Annotated in this window: 17 protein-coding genes; 1 reads left to right on the forward strand and 16 read right to left on the reverse strand. The window is 33.1% G+C overall.

The features are described 5' to 3' along the window. Positions 1-50: 50 nt before the first annotated feature. From AABL85_RS16045 to AABL85_RS16100, 12 genes are all read right to left on the reverse strand, one after another. Positions 51-644: a hypothetical protein gene (locus AABL85_RS16045; RefSeq protein ID WP_341310812.1), complete on the reverse strand. Its 594-nt coding sequence runs from the start codon at positions 642-644 to the stop codon at positions 51-53. Next, positions 638-859, reverse strand: a complete 222-nt coding sequence (locus tag AABL85_RS16050) for a hypothetical protein (RefSeq protein ID WP_341310813.1) — start codon at positions 857-859, stop codon at positions 638-640. Before AABL85_RS16050 ends, AABL85_RS16045 begins: the two co-directional genes overlap by 7 nt. An 11-nt stretch (positions 860-870) precedes the next feature. Continuing rightward, positions 871-1380, reverse strand: a complete 510-nt coding sequence (locus tag AABL85_RS16055) for a hypothetical protein (RefSeq protein ID WP_341310814.1) — start codon at positions 1378-1380, stop codon at positions 871-873. A gap of 143 nt (positions 1381-1523) precedes the next feature. Continuing rightward, positions 1524-2399, reverse strand: coding sequence for a conjugative transposon protein TraN (gene traN, locus AABL85_RS16060; RefSeq protein WP_341310815.1), 876 nt, complete (start codon positions 2397-2399; stop codon positions 1524-1526). Positions 2400-2428: 29 nt separating this feature from the next. After that, on the reverse strand, positions 2429-3718 hold the full coding sequence (gene traM, locus AABL85_RS16065; protein WP_341310816.1) for a conjugative transposon protein TraM: 1290 nt from the start codon (positions 3716-3718) through the stop codon (positions 2429-2431). Continuing rightward, complete coding sequence (locus tag AABL85_RS16070) at positions 3693-3983, reverse strand: hypothetical protein (RefSeq protein WP_341310817.1); 291 nt, start codon at positions 3981-3983, stop codon at positions 3693-3695. Before AABL85_RS16070 ends, traM begins: the two co-directional genes overlap by 26 nt. Before the next feature lie 11 nt (positions 3984-3994). Further along, the gene (traK, locus tag AABL85_RS16075; RefSeq protein WP_341310818.1) at positions 3995-4618 is read right to left on the reverse strand and encodes a conjugative transposon protein TraK; all 624 of its coding nucleotides are present in this window, start codon (positions 4616-4618) and stop codon (positions 3995-3997) included. A 31-nt stretch (positions 4619-4649) separates the two neighbouring features. After that, positions 4650-5645, reverse strand: a complete 996-nt coding sequence (traJ, locus tag AABL85_RS16080; protein WP_341310819.1) for a conjugative transposon protein TraJ — start codon at positions 5643-5645, stop codon at positions 4650-4652. A gap of 3 nt (positions 5646-5648) precedes the next feature. Continuing rightward, complete coding sequence (locus AABL85_RS16085) at positions 5649-6281, reverse strand: DUF4141 domain-containing protein (RefSeq protein ID WP_341310820.1); 633 nt, start codon at positions 6279-6281, stop codon at positions 5649-5651. A 78-nt stretch (positions 6282-6359) separates the two neighbouring features. Further along, entirely contained in the window at positions 6360-8855 is a 2496-nt protein-coding gene (locus AABL85_RS16090; protein WP_341310821.1) for a TraG family conjugative transposon ATPase, read from the reverse strand. Further along, a complete protein-coding gene (locus AABL85_RS16095) occupies positions 8839-9183 on the reverse strand; it encodes a DUF4133 domain-containing protein (RefSeq protein ID WP_341310822.1) in 345 nt (114 codons plus the stop codon). Before AABL85_RS16095 ends, AABL85_RS16090 begins: the two co-directional genes overlap by 17 nt. Positions 9184-9194: 11 nt before the next feature. Next, the gene (locus AABL85_RS16100) at positions 9195-9503 is read right to left on the reverse strand and encodes a DUF4134 domain-containing protein (RefSeq protein WP_006263328.1); all 309 of its coding nucleotides are present in this window, start codon (positions 9501-9503) and stop codon (positions 9195-9197) included. A gap of 279 nt (positions 9504-9782) precedes the next feature. Between AABL85_RS16100 and AABL85_RS16105 the strand changes: the two genes are divergently transcribed. Then, positions 9783-10460 (forward strand): DUF6904 family protein, encoded by a 678-nt coding sequence (locus AABL85_RS16105; protein ID WP_341310823.1) that lies wholly within the window; start codon positions 9783-9785, stop codon positions 10458-10460. A 77-nt stretch (positions 10461-10537) separates the two neighbouring features. Here the strand turns inward: AABL85_RS16105 and AABL85_RS16110 are convergent, their stop codons facing one another. From AABL85_RS16110 to AABL85_RS16125, 4 genes are read right to left on the reverse strand one after another with little or no spacing between them, the layout of a single operon-like run. Beyond that, positions 10538-11044, reverse strand: coding sequence for a hypothetical protein (locus tag AABL85_RS16110; RefSeq protein ID WP_341310824.1), 507 nt, complete (start codon positions 11042-11044; stop codon positions 10538-10540). Between the two features lie 3 nt (positions 11045-11047). Continuing rightward, entirely contained in the window at positions 11048-11320 is a 273-nt protein-coding gene (locus AABL85_RS16115; protein ID WP_341310825.1) for a DUF3408 domain-containing protein, read from the reverse strand. A gap of 11 nt (positions 11321-11331) precedes the next feature. Further along, a complete protein-coding gene (locus tag AABL85_RS16120) occupies positions 11332-11775 on the reverse strand; it encodes a DUF3408 domain-containing protein (RefSeq protein ID WP_341310826.1) in 444 nt (147 codons plus the stop codon). Positions 11776-11779: 4 nt separating this feature from the next. Beyond that, entirely contained in the window at positions 11780-12547 is a 768-nt protein-coding gene (locus tag AABL85_RS16125) for a ParA family protein (protein ID WP_341310827.1), read from the reverse strand. Positions 12548-13147 lie beyond the last annotated feature (600 nt).

Raw genomic sequence — 13147 nt, forward strand, 5'->3', positions numbered from 1 at the left:
TTTTAAAAAATTATTTTGGTGAGTAAAACTAGACTAAATGATGATTTAAATTAACTCTCAATACTATATAAATTATTAACAAGCATAACCTCTCTATATAGCCAATCACTCAATCTACCATCCCCTTCTATTTGTTTCTCACTTAACTGAATTATAAACTCAAAACTATCGTGTAATATTTTAACTTTATCCATCATTTGATTTATATCAGCTTCTAATTCAATGTTTATGTAAGTATTTAAACAGTCTACAAGTAACTCATAAAAAGTTTCTTTTAATTCAATGTTTTCAGTTTTATTAAAAAATAAATAAATAATTTGTCCATAATAAAATATAATCTGAAACCTATGATTAATGAATTCGCGATTTCTTAATATGTCTTTTACATCTTGAATGTATTTTCGACTATCTAAAATAGATTTTAGATGGTTTTTTATAAATATTAAATATACCAGTTTGTCAGTAAACATAGTTTTAAAAAAATCATACTTTTTAGGATAGGCTACTAAATGATATTCATTGTTATTACTATCCCCTACAACCGTTCTATCAAATGAAAAGAAGTCTTTTTTAGCAAATTCTTTAAAGCTTCTTGAATATCTTTCTATTTCAAATTTATACTTAATCCCACCTTGATTTAACAATTTTTTTTTATATTTTTATATTTTAATATTTTTCCTAAAAAAGAATTTAGTTCAAACTCAACGCTAATTTCGCTAGATAAAGCACTTTGACGTATAATATCTTGTTTTTCTATATCTAAAATTTCTTCTCTTAAAATTCCACCAGCAGTTGCTACATGAATTTTAAATATCCCTTTTTGAAAGAAGAGATCAAAGTCGTATTGGGTTGTATCCATTAATTGATTTATTATTTGATAAATATGAATTCACAATTAAAACACATTGGTACAAGTTCAGATGTTCTAGGTCTCGTTGCGGGAGTAAACTCTATATTTTTTATAGCCTCTTCATTTTCACAAATATTTTCCTTAGTAAATAACGCATTTCTTACTTTAATCTCAGAACATTTTCCAATTATATTTTTACAATGCTGCCCTTCTTCTAATATATTTTTTTCCCCTATCTTACCTAATTTTTCTAATTTCTTCACCAGTATTGGATGAATAACCGTTAATATATCAAAGCATGTTCCCCAGGCAGCATATTTATTTCCTTTTCCAGCTATTACTGTAGCAATATAATCTCTTGTATTTAACCGTTTTAAATTTCTATTTCTACGTATCTTTTCTAATTCAATTACATATTCATCTATTTTACCATTTAAGAAAGTATACAAATCACCAATACTAGCAGCTTCCTTAAAATCTATATTAGAAAACTTGTAATTAACTTTAGTAATTTCTTCTTTTTTTGTCATATTGTAGCAACTTAAATTCGTCCAATCAAATATTAAAAAATCATCAGAATAATTAAAGTATAAAATAGTGAAACCTTGCTTTTTATTAGTTAACATTTGACTAGTCCTAAAAAAAGAGACTGTATATAGTCTCTTTTTTTTACTCATCGAATTCTAAAATGTTCTATTGTATTTGCTTTTAACAAAGCAGAGTTCTTAACATTTAAGACTTGCTTTCTTATTCCTTCCTTTTCATTAACCTCAATTAAAAGTACTTGTTTATCAGATAAAGTAAACTGATCTAACATAAAGACATTGTCTTGTTTACTTAGACTATTGATTATTTGAGCATCATTTAAGTTTCTAATTGGCTTTAAACTCACTTCTTGAATGGTGGTTCGTTTAGTGGTTCTTCTATCCTTGATTTTAAAGCTAACATAGTCAACCTCGTATGGTAAATTGCTTTTATTATTAATAGAGATGTGAAAGTAAAGTTTACCATCTTGAGTATAGATACTTTTTAAACGGGCTTCCACTCCAAAGTTTTTACTTTTTATGTTTAGCTTTTTTTTATTCTTTTTGATAATGGCTTTCATAAAAAGATCAGCTAAGCTTGGACTGGTAGAACCTAAATCTTTAAATAGGACTTCGCTTTGCTGTTTACTATTCTGTTTTTCACACTTAATTAGGTCATAGCTAAGTTGTCTTGGTTGCTCTTTGTAAGTAGTATTGAAACTATAGTATTTACCATCGTTTGTAATAACTGTAAAATTTGTAGGCATGATGTCTTCTTTTATCGTTTTTAAGCGAAGAACATTGGATGTTGCATCTACTTTATTTGCTATAATATCACTACTTCCTAAGTCCACATATTCAATGCTGCTTGGAAATAAAACATGAGTGGTTTTGTTTTGGGTGAGTTCCACTTCATAAGGTACTACCTCAGCAGTTGATAGATTAATAGATTTCTTGTTATCTTGAGCAGCTACTGAGTTTACTGTTAGTAAGCACAGTAATATATATTTTATAATTGTTTTCATAATGATTTGATTTACTTGGTTATTGATTGTTATTCTTTAGGCATAAGAAACAGCTCTTGTCCTTGTTTTAGGGTTACTCGTTGGGTTTTTACTTTCTTAGAAAAGTAACCTGATACCCCCTGAATGAGTCCTTTGGTTAGGTCTCCTGCTATTTGATCTGAAGCAGATCTACTCATCGATATACTCGTGCCTGCTGTCTGTCCCATATTGGCTATGATTTCTTTTGAGGCGCTTATTTCTTGAAGGTCTAATACCTCAAGTCCTCTTTGCCCGTAGTTATCATAACCGATAAGCTCTGTCTCTATAATAGTCTCTTCTATCTTAATAGAATTTACAATAAGCTCAAGCCTACCACTGTTTACCTTTACTTTAGCAATGAGCGTACTTGCTTCAGGTAGTAAAGCTCCATTTATTATAATGCTTTCTAAGAGTCTTAGTTTGATGTAACCTTCGTTTATAATAACCTGATCTTCTTTGATACTTACTCTTATACTGTTTTTGTGGATTTGCGCTTTAGGTTCTCCTTCGGCAGTATAGAAAGTCTGATTATTTTCAGAATTAATTGGTAATACTAAATCCTGAAGACTCATTGGCTTTACAAGCGTAGATACAACCTCTTTACTTGTTTTATCTATCACTGTTATAGACTGCTTCTTACTTGGAATTGTTTTGACGCTCGTAGTTTGATTTACGGGTACTGATACATTTGGAGTTTGGCCACTAGGTAAATACTTAGCTGCCATCTGAAATGACTTTTCCATAAGCTCTAATTGATTATCCATTGTAATAGTAACTGGGGTATCTTTTTGTTCTAATTGTTTCTCTAGCTCTTCTATTTGCTTTTTAAGGCGGTCAGTTTCAGGATTTTCAGTACTGCTATAAAAACTACCTAGCACATCTTGGGTTTGCTTGTAGTTTTGATAAGACCGCTCATAGGGCGTATAAGTTGGTTCTACATTATAATCTTTATGATTATAATTATTAGTTGACTCATCTTGTGGCTCATTCCAATAATCTGCTAAGGAGTGAATCTGATTTTCATTTTCCTGTTGCTTCTGTTCCCATAGCTCCTTTTCATAAGCTTTTACTTTATCTGTTGGCATCCCCTGGGTTGTCGCCTCAGGAACGGAATCATTGTGAGTGATAAGTTCTTTCTCTTCTGGTTTAAACAAAAGATACATTGCCCCTAAAAACACAATGCCCATTAAAGCAAAGACTATGTGCTTTTTGTGTTTTTCTATAAGGTTTTGAATCGCCTTATTTTCTTTGGGTACTTTCTCTATCTGGTGGGTTTTATTTGAAGACTGATCTTGATTCATAATAATTTAGTTTAATAGTTGGGTGTAGTTCTATCTTTTGCCTATCAAGCAAATACTTAACTGGTTTTATATTACTTTGTTTCTCTCTACTTGATGCTTGCTTTATTTTAGAGGTAAAGCTTGTCTTTACAATAAAAAGACAAACTAGCCCATAGAGAGTAAAAACAGTAAGTAATAAAACTCGTTGCCTTTTTATAGAAAGGTTATTCCAGTAGACCTTAAGTCTACTAGAATAACTGTGTCTTAGAAATTGTAGTTTATTCATAATCTTATTTTTTAGCGTTTAACAACTTCTAAATCTTTGTTCTCTACAACTGTAAACTTTTCGATAATAAACCCCTGAGGGTTATTATCTGAGCGTACAGCTGAAACAAGCTGGCTACTTGTTATAAGGTTCCTTTTAGTTAGGTTACTTGATCGTATGATATACTGAGTCGCATAGGTTAATGTCTTATAGGGATATGCGTTAAAATTGATCTTAATACTATCCACCTCTACCCTTTGCTGAATATTCCCTGAAATTATACGACTATAGTAACCTTTTTCAAGTAGGTCTTTATAATAGTCAAAGGCTGTTTTATCAGATAGATTAAACGCTCTTTGCATATTACCCTCAATAGCTGCCTTTTCAGGTGAGAGGGTAAAGAAAAGCTCGTGAAAACGCCTTACGTGTTCTCTTGCCTCTACTGGCCTATTTATACTTGCATCTTGAGAAAGAGCAAGCATTAAAGATTTACCTTTGTCAAGCACATAGATCTTCTCTCGTTGCTCTTTGGCAAAATCATAGCTTTTGTAGATAGAGAATCCTACTACTATAAGACAAACTACAGCAAATACAATAGCGTAGAGTCTTATCTGTTTAAAGCTGTTTTCTATATTTCGAAGTGATTTAAATTCCATCTTTTTGTTTTTAAAATGTTTACTAACTCTTTTACTTTTTAATAAGCTGTCCAGTTATATTTCCTGTTGAGGCTCCTGCTGTTGCAGTTGCCATATTAGCCGTTGTTGAGGCAGTCTTATTCATATTGCGCATAAAGTTTCCAGCTCCTCCTGCTTGAATGATCCAGCTTGTGACTGTAGGAATTGTAAAATATCCCACAATACCAATAATCATAAAAATCACATACACAGTATTTGAGGTATCAGGGATAAAGTTTGGATCATTAAGTAGTAGCATATCTCTTTCAATAATCAGAGATTGTATCCTAGCTAGCATTGCGCTAAATAAATCGGCTACAGGAAGCCAGAGATACACGCTTATGTACCGTGTGAGCCACTGTAAGAGCGTAGATTCAAAACCACTCCAAATAGAAATTGCAAAAGCAATAGGCCCTAGTATGGATAGCACAATTAAAAAGAAGGTCCGAATCGTGTCTATAATTAAAGCAGAAGCCTGAAAAATCATCTCTAAGATCTCTCGAAAGGCATCTCTTAGATTCTTTTGGAAATCATATTGCCATTTCTCTAAATACATTCCCGTCATAGTGGCTAGATCAGAAGGAGACCAACCAAGCTCATCAAGCTTTTTATCAAAGGCCTCATCAGAAATTAAATAAGCAGCCTCAGGATTTCTAAGCATAGCCTCCTTTTCTAGAATGTCTTTCTGTTTTTGTAAAGAAGTTAGATCTATAACCTGGGTTTCTAATATCTGATGTGTTCCCTTTACAACTGGACTTAAAACCGTGTTTAAAGTTCCTAGAACAAGGGTTGGGAAAAACATAATACAAATTCCTAAAGCAAAAGGCCTAAGCATTGGATACACATCAATTGACTCTGCTCTTGCTAAGGCTTGCCATACTTTAATGCCGATGTAAAAAAGCGCTCCAAGACCTGCTAGGCTCTTAGCTACAGATACCATCTGACTTGTAAGTGGCATCATATCGTAATAGAGGTTTTGTAAAACCTCATGAAGATTATCTCTAGCCATAACTCACCAGTATTTTTGATTAGAACTACCGTATAAATCAAGTACTCTTTGGGTATTGTTTTTCTTCTTTGATCTTAAGATACTGATACCAATATTTTTTCTTGTGTAGTAACTAACAAGGTTGTGATAGTCTTTTACTTCTTTGTAAACTCTATCTATAACATCCATACGCTCTTTATCATTTAAAGACAAGGTTGAGCTACTTACAATCTGCTTAAGCTCTTTCACTAGCTCTGTGCTTTCTTGAAGAAGCACGGAATATCCATTGGCAATAGCTACAAGCTCCTGGGCAGAGAAGTTTGGATCATTAAGCATCTTGCCAAAGTTTTTGACATAAAGTTCAGACACGTCTCCTACTAAAAGTACTGTCTGCTGAACTTTCCTTGCGTCTTTAACTAGGTTATTAACCGATTGAAGTTTATCGTAATACTCCTTGCTCTGGTTATAGACCTTTTCTACTTCCTTGAAGTTTTTAAGCACATTGCTAACTGTAGCAGAAGTTTGCCTTATTTCATTAGCGCTATTTATAATACCTTGGGCTAAATTTCCAGGATCATATACTGTCCACTGGGCATAATTCTTTATTGGAAGAACTAGTAGCATCGCTACTATTACTACCTGTAATAATTTTTTCATTGTAATATGTTTTAATTGATTGTTTACTCTACTGAGTACTATTTTTTATCCTTCGAAAAGTCGAATTAGCGTATTTTCTTATTCATGCTGTTTTTCTTGTACAAGCCGCTTTATAGCCATCTCTACATTACCATCAAGCTCTTTAGCTAGGTTCATAACCTCTAATTTTTCAGTTTCCTCTGTGGTATAAGCCAGGTATTCTGAGTAGCTCACCTCTGTTGCATATACTCCTGATTGCATACCACCAAGACCAATCCATACTTCTTTGTAAAGGCGGTTTGGATTGTTGTTTAGGTTTATTGAAAGTATCTGAGCTTTTTCTTTGTCAGTAAGTCCAAGCATAGCTTGTATATCATCAAACTTATTCATGTACTTGCGCTGGTCAAGCAGAATCTTACAATCTGAGTTATTAATAATACTCTCTTTTACAATTGGGGATTGAATAATATCATCCACCTCTTGGGTAACAACAATTGCCTCACCAAAGAACTTTCTAACGGTTTTAAATAGGTACTTTAAATAATCTGCCATCCCCTCTTTAGCTATTGCCTTCCACGCTTCTTCAATTAAGATTAGCTTGCGCTGACCTTTAAGACGCCTCATCTTATTTATAAACACTTCCATAATGATAATAGTCACTATGGGAAACAAAATTTTGTGATCCTTGATGGCGTCAATTTCAAAGACGATAAAGCGTTTATTAAGTAGGTCAAGCTCGCTTTCTGAGTTTAATAGATAGTCATACTCCCCGCCTTTGTAATAAGGCTCTAGTACATTTAAAAAGTTAGCTAGATCAAAGTCTTTTTCTCTAACTTGTTTCTCTTCTAACTCAGCTTTGTAATCTGTTTTGATGTACTCATAAAAACTGTTGAAGCTTGGTTTTATATGGCTTGTTTGGAGACACTCAATATAGCCACTAACTGCGTTTGAAAGCGCTACTTCCTCCGATCGTGAGGGCGGCTGGTCATCACGCTTCCAAAGAGTCAAAATAAGAGTTTTAATACTTTCTCTTTTTTCAATATCAAATATCCCATCATCAGTATAAAAAGGATTAAACGCAATTGGGTTTTCTTCAGTGTATGTGAAATACACACCGTCCTCCCCTTTTGTTTTTCCTTTAATAAGCTCACATAAACCTTGATAAGAATTCCCAGTGTCAACTAAAAGCACATGCGCGTTTTGCTCATAGTACTGCCTTACCATATGATTAGTAAAAAAACTCTTACCACTACCTGATGGTCCCAAGATAAACTTGTTGCGGTTGGTAATAATTCCCTTTTTCATGGGTAGGTCGGAGATGTCTAAATGAATTGGTTTACCAGTAAGGCGATCTGCCATTTTTATTCCAAAGGGAGATAGTGAGTTTTTATAATTCGTCTCCCCAGAGAAAAAGCATAAAGCAGGTTCTATGAAGGTATAAAAGCTCTCTTCACTTGGAAAGTCTCCACTATTTCCAGGCATACCTGCCCAGTAAAGCGTGGGAGCATCCACCGTATTATGTCTTGGTACACATTCCATAGAAGCGATTGCACTTCCACAGTCATTTTTAAGCTGTTTAAGCTCACTTTGGTTATCTGACCATGCCATTACATTAAAATGAGCTTTAATGGAGGTTAGGCCTTTGCTATGCGCCTCATTTAAGTATTCCTCAATCCACTGCTTATTAATTTGATTAGCTCTGCTGTATCTAGCAAGAGAGTGCATATTCTTAGCTGACTTTTCAAACTGCTTTAAATTGTAATCACTATCTTCTAAAAACAAATATTGATTGTAGATGTGATTACAATTAAGTAATAGTCCAACAGGAGATGCAAACGATAAAGCCATACTGCTTTTATCAGTTGATAGTTTTTCATAGCGTGACAGATATGATACTTCACTTGGAAGATCCTCTGTACATGATAAAGTATGCACAGAAAGGTTGTTATCTCCTACTCTAATCTTATCGCTACTTATGGCTATATCTTGAAGACTTCCTCTTTTAGTCGAACTTAGCGTTAAATACTGCTCTAAGAGCCCGCTTTTATCTTCCGAGCCGATAATGTCTTCTTCCGATAGTTTTATTAAGTGAATCAGTCCACTATCATTTACTATTTTCTCAAGTTGAGCAGTAGCCTCTAAAAAACTTAAAACTGCTTCTTTATCTCTTATTCCTTTTGGAATAAGTTCCCCTCTTGTGAGTGATGAAAAATTGCTTTGGCTTTTAATTCGCTCCTTGGTTGTCTTTGTAATAAACAGATAACAACTGTGATTTAAAAAGGGGCGCTCGTTAAAATGACTTTCAAAACTTTTACTTAGATAGCTCTGTTCTGCATCTTTAAAATCCGCCTGATAGCTTTCTTCTATAAACCAATCTTGTTTGTGAATAACAGTAAACTCAGGCAATGTTTTAATAGCCTTATGCCACACGCTATGAATAGTTTCATATTCTTTATCTGAGATGGTAAATATCTCAGGTAAGATGACTTTATAACAAACCGTAATATCTCCTTGTTTTGAGACAATGCAATTATTCTCAACCGCTAGAATCGGAAACATCCGCTCAAGGGTATTTGTCTTAGCTGTATTTCTCATAGTTTCTTAGTTTTGAGTTTCTACTTAAATACCCTTTGACATCTTTTCTTGAGATAATATACCTTGGAAAATATTTTCTGGCTTGAAGTTTCATAAGGCCATACTGACCGTATTTCTTATTTAATGAAAATACTTTGTAGATCAGATAACCTGATAGTCCAAGACCAAGGGTTAAACATATAAGATTGTTTACTCCTGCCATATACATGACCATAACAAGAATTAGATTTCCTAATAGTCCGCCTGCAAAATAAAACAGATATTGAGCCTTGAGTCCTTTAAACTCAACACTAGCTCCAATGCCTTTATTGATACTATACTTTTTCATATAAGTATCTTTTAAAGGAAAAATGAGCGAAGAATTGTAGCCGCTACAATTAAGAAAATACAAGCTCCAAACCAGCTTGCAGCTGTCTTGCTTGTATCGGGATCACCACTAGAGAATTTGTTGTAAACCTTTACCCCTCCAATAAGACCAACCACTGCTCCAATAGCATAAATAAGTTTAGTGGCTGGATCAAAATAAGAAGTAACCATCTGAGTTGCTTCTGTAATACCTGCGGCTCCGTTTCCTTGAGCTAAAAGCGGTAAACTACTTAGTACAACTAGTAGTAATAATAGCCTTTGTTTGATTGTTTTTGTTTTCATAAGAATGACATTTATTTCGTTATGATCATGCCCTTTGCATGATACTTTGGTAAATGTCTTTGGAAAACTGTTTGAGGGAAGAATTGTGGAAGTTTAGGGTTGTTTTTGGCCTTGAGCGGACCATTTAATACCACCACATTGTAGGTCAATCTTTTTTTGTAGGTTTGTTTAGTGGTTACTAACGGTAAAGATGGAGTATTTGAAAAATGTAGTTTGTTTTAACTTATGTAGCTAATTATCAATTGAATCGATCAATATTTATTTTAAAAATTAAGCAAGATGTTTTATCTATTATCAACCAAAAACGGTATTGGTTTTGAATTATGGGGATCTTATGAAGATTTATCTTCTTTATATAATTCCTTTGATGGGCTTTGGAATAATGAAGAGTACTTAGATCAGCCTGGTTTTAAATCTAGGGAAACAATAATAGCCAGTATGTTATATGATATACGAAAAGCTTTTCAAGGTAATAGATTAGAGCGTAAAGGCACTCACTTCCATTTTAATGATACTCCATACTTTGGATGTCGAATATCTTGGGTAGATGGACTATTTTTTCTACATGCTGTTCGATATAACGCACGTTATTTTAACATCAATAAACTTCAATTAGCAAATCTATTACAATTAGAGTATTGGTTAGAAAAAGCGATGTATAACTTTGATCCTAATGGAACAGTTAACTTGTCTCATTACATAACAGGGAGGATTGATGCCTCTAATGATTGTTTGTATATCTATATGAGAAGAATTAACCTTGATTATTTCTTATTAAATGGAGGTAAAAAAGCTTTTAGACAATTACCTGAGTTATTAAAGAAAGCTTGTTTTGGAACATCTGAATATTTAGCATACAAAACTGAATTAGAAAAAGACGCGAAAAAATTAAATACAATTACTTCGAATCTGGAATTGGATGATGATACATTTGATTATGATAGTGTGAAATGGTAAATATCATTAAAGTTTACATCAGTATTGGTAATAAACAAAGACAGTGTTTAATTTTTAAAACTAAACACTGTCTTGTTCTATACAAAATCACTGATATCAAAGTCTTCATTATATGTTTGTTCTTCCTTTTTTGGTGATTTTACATTTAAAGATTGATCTAATAACTTAGCTATTGTCTTAGCAGAATCAGGCATCGCCTCTTGTAGTAACTCAAGTAAATCAGACCCTTCAATCTTTTTAGCTGTTTTGATTGTAGTCTCATTAATTAACTCCTCTTCAATAGAGTTCACAAACCTACTAAGCTCATCCAAATTGACCCTCTCAGTAAACTCATGATCTAAAGGTTGTAAACTCTTACTTAGCTCTTTTTCTTCCTCTTCTAAATCAAGTTCCTCTTCTTTAGTTAGATATAGTGATTGCTTTAGTACAACTGGTTTACTTTCTCCGATAATACTAAAAGGAATATCTTGTTTAAAAGATAGCTCTTCTGTTTTAGATTGGTTCTCTTGTTTAATTGATTTATTTTTATTTAATAGCAGAAGAACTATAATAATAACAAGACTGACTATTATTACTATTTCCATGAGTTAAAGAATTGGTTTATAATGTTCTTGAAAATAAGCCTTGATATCATCCGTGTGCTCTTTAATATGCTGCTCTAAGATATTATCGATATATGCATAGAGTGTTGTTTTCTCCTCTTTAGCCAGTTGAGTAATGCGAAGTAGTACTTCGTGATGCTCTGGGCGGATATACACAACTTTTCCTGCGCGAGTGGATGGAAATCGATTAGTTAAGAACTGATCAGCATACTTTTGTGTATTATTTGTTTCCTCTGTTTTCTTGAATATATTTTTCATCTTTTTAGGTATTAAATTGGTTTGTATTTTTGATTATAACTCTTAGTAATCTGCTGGGCAAACTCATCAAAGTGATGATCTAATAAATTGTCTAAATACGCATAGATCGTTATTTTATCCTCTCCTATTACTTGAATGATACGAGTTAACTTCTCGTGAAATTCAGGTCTTATATACACTGTCTTACCATCTCTGGCATTGGTATCTGATTTTTTAAAAAAGATATCATCATAATCACTTTCAACAGTTTGCTTTGCTTGCCTTCTCTCTTTTAAAGCAGTTTTTGACTTTGAGGATTTATCTGTTATGATAGATTGATCTTCGTTTGTTTCAACCTCTATCTGAACAGGTTCTTTGATTCCCTCTTTCCTCACTCCATCAACCATTAGACTCATCATTAACTCTTCGTCAATATTCATAGGTGATTGTTTTTTGTTTTTGTTCTCTTTTTCCATAATATTACAATTGGGTGATTGTTAAAAATTCTTCTATAAATAGATCTAATCCACTTGCTTTACTCAGTCGTTTATCAGGTGGTAGTAAAGTAGAGCGAAAAACAAGCTTACTTGTTTCTTCACTCTCTTTGCGAAATCGCGTACTGCTTTTAATCTGAGATTGCATCAAACTAAAATCTAATTCCTCAATAGCTTGGTTATAGATATTGTACAAAGGAGTACTTTCCCTACCATCTACTTGGTTCCAAAACAGATTGATACTTTGTATGGATGTCTGTGATTTTTTCATCACAACATCTCTTAGAAGTTGTGTGAAAACTAGTGTACTTTCCATCACTACTCTATCCGCTGTTATAGGAGTAAAAATATAGTGCATACCTGATAGCGCATTGATGATTCCAGCAGTATTAACTGTTCCTGGCAAATCAAAGAAAACTACATCGACAGGGATAGGCGACTCATTTACAAACTGCTTTGCAGCTTTTAGTACATCATCCGCTCTCTCTTGTATGATTGGATAAGTTTTCTTGTTGATGGTAGTAAACTGCTTATGAGCGAGTTTCTTTAAACTCTCATTTTCCATAACTACAGTTAAATCCCGTTCTTTCATCTTTACAAGACTGTGCTGTGGAAAATCCGCATCAAAAACAACTACATTGTAGCCCAGTTGATAATGTAAAACACTTGCTACTAACGTAGTAAATGTGCTTTTTCCTACTCCTCCTTTTTGAGATGAAAAGGCTACAAAAATTGGTTCCTTTTTTGTTTTCATAATTGTATGTATTTAGCTACTTGCACAAATAAATAGGTCACTCAGTTAATCGATACATCTATCAATAAACTCATAGTGGTCTATAGTTGTAATTCAACATCTATTTAAGTACTGAATATTCTATTCAGATAAGTAGTGTCATATTGAGCACTTCACTTAATTATGTATCAAACTACAATTATACTTCTCACAATAGATACCGAATTACAGAGTTATTTACTATGCTAAGAACATTTCTCTATACTACTGCGAGTAATGACCTAACTACTTACTTTTTTAACTACAAGAGTGCTGAGTGACTGATCTACCTGCTTATTTTACTACAACAGTACTGATTCACAGAGCTACTTGCTTTTTTACCTATAATAGTACTGAGTGACAAACCTATTTACTTGGGCAAATATGATTATACATACAAAGAAACTTTATAAACCAACTTAATCTGATTTATGGCAATTTGAGGTAACACTTGGCATTTTAGTGTAGAATAGTGAGTGATTTACTAATATGAAATCACTTTAGATTTTACTTTGTAAAATTGGTGGATTTAGTAATCGAAAGATCACAGCATCCTAAGTTTTTTCCAAATAAAAAGTAGAA

The sequence above is a fragment of the Myroides odoratimimus genome (assembly GCF_038039805.1).
Classification (GTDB): Bacteria; Bacteroidota; Bacteroidia; order Flavobacteriales; family Flavobacteriaceae; genus Flavobacterium; species Flavobacterium odoratimimum_B.

Excerpts from the sequence above, each read along its gene's own strand:
- AABL85_RS16050 (WP_341310813.1), bottom strand. The coding sequence starts at position 859 with ATGGATACAACCCAATACGACTTTGATCTCTTCTTTCAAAAAGGGATA.
- AABL85_RS16055 (WP_341310814.1), bottom strand. The coding sequence starts at position 1,380 with ATGACAAAAAAAGAAGAAATTACTAAAGTTAATTACAAGTTTTCTAAT.
- traN (WP_341310815.1), bottom strand. The coding sequence starts at position 2,399 with ATGAAAACAATTATAAAATATATATTACTGTGCTTACTAACAGTAAAC.
- traM (WP_341310816.1), bottom strand. The coding sequence starts at position 3,718 with ATGAATCAAGATCAGTCTTCAAATAAAACCCACCAGATAGAGAAAGTA.
- AABL85_RS16070 (WP_341310817.1), bottom strand. The coding sequence starts at position 3,983 with ATGAATAAACTACAATTTCTAAGACACAGTTATTCTAGTAGACTTAAG.
- traK (WP_341310818.1), bottom strand. The coding sequence starts at position 4,618 with ATGGAATTTAAATCACTTCGAAATATAGAAAACAGCTTTAAACAGATA.
- traJ (WP_341310819.1), bottom strand. The coding sequence starts at position 5,645 with ATGGCTAGAGATAATCTTCATGAGGTTTTACAAAACCTCTATTACGAT.
- AABL85_RS16085 (WP_341310820.1), bottom strand. The coding sequence starts at position 6,281 with ATGAAAAAATTATTACAGGTAGTAATAGTAGCGATGCTACTAGTTCTT.
- AABL85_RS16090 (WP_341310821.1), bottom strand. The coding sequence starts at position 8,855 with ATGAGAAATACAGCTAAGACAAATACCCTTGAGCGGATGTTTCCGATT.
- AABL85_RS16095 (WP_341310822.1), bottom strand. The coding sequence starts at position 9,183 with ATGAAAAAGTATAGTATCAATAAAGGCATTGGAGCTAGTGTTGAGTTT.
- AABL85_RS16100 (WP_006263328.1), bottom strand. The coding sequence starts at position 9,503 with ATGAAAACAAAAACAATCAAACAAAGGCTATTATTACTACTAGTTGTA.
- AABL85_RS16105 (WP_341310823.1), top strand. The coding sequence starts at position 9,783 with ATGTTTTATCTATTATCAACCAAAAACGGTATTGGTTTTGAATTATGG.
- AABL85_RS16110 (WP_341310824.1), bottom strand. The coding sequence starts at position 11,044 with ATGGAAATAGTAATAATAGTCAGTCTTGTTATTATTATAGTTCTTCTG.
- AABL85_RS16115 (WP_341310825.1), bottom strand. The coding sequence starts at position 11,320 with ATGAAAAATATATTCAAGAAAACAGAGGAAACAAATAATACACAAAAG.
- AABL85_RS16120 (WP_341310826.1), bottom strand. The coding sequence starts at position 11,775 with ATGGAAAAAGAGAACAAAAACAAAAAACAATCACCTATGAATATTGAC.
- AABL85_RS16125 (WP_341310827.1), bottom strand. The coding sequence starts at position 12,547 with ATGAAAACAAAAAAGGAACCAATTTTTGTAGCCTTTTCATCTCAAAAA.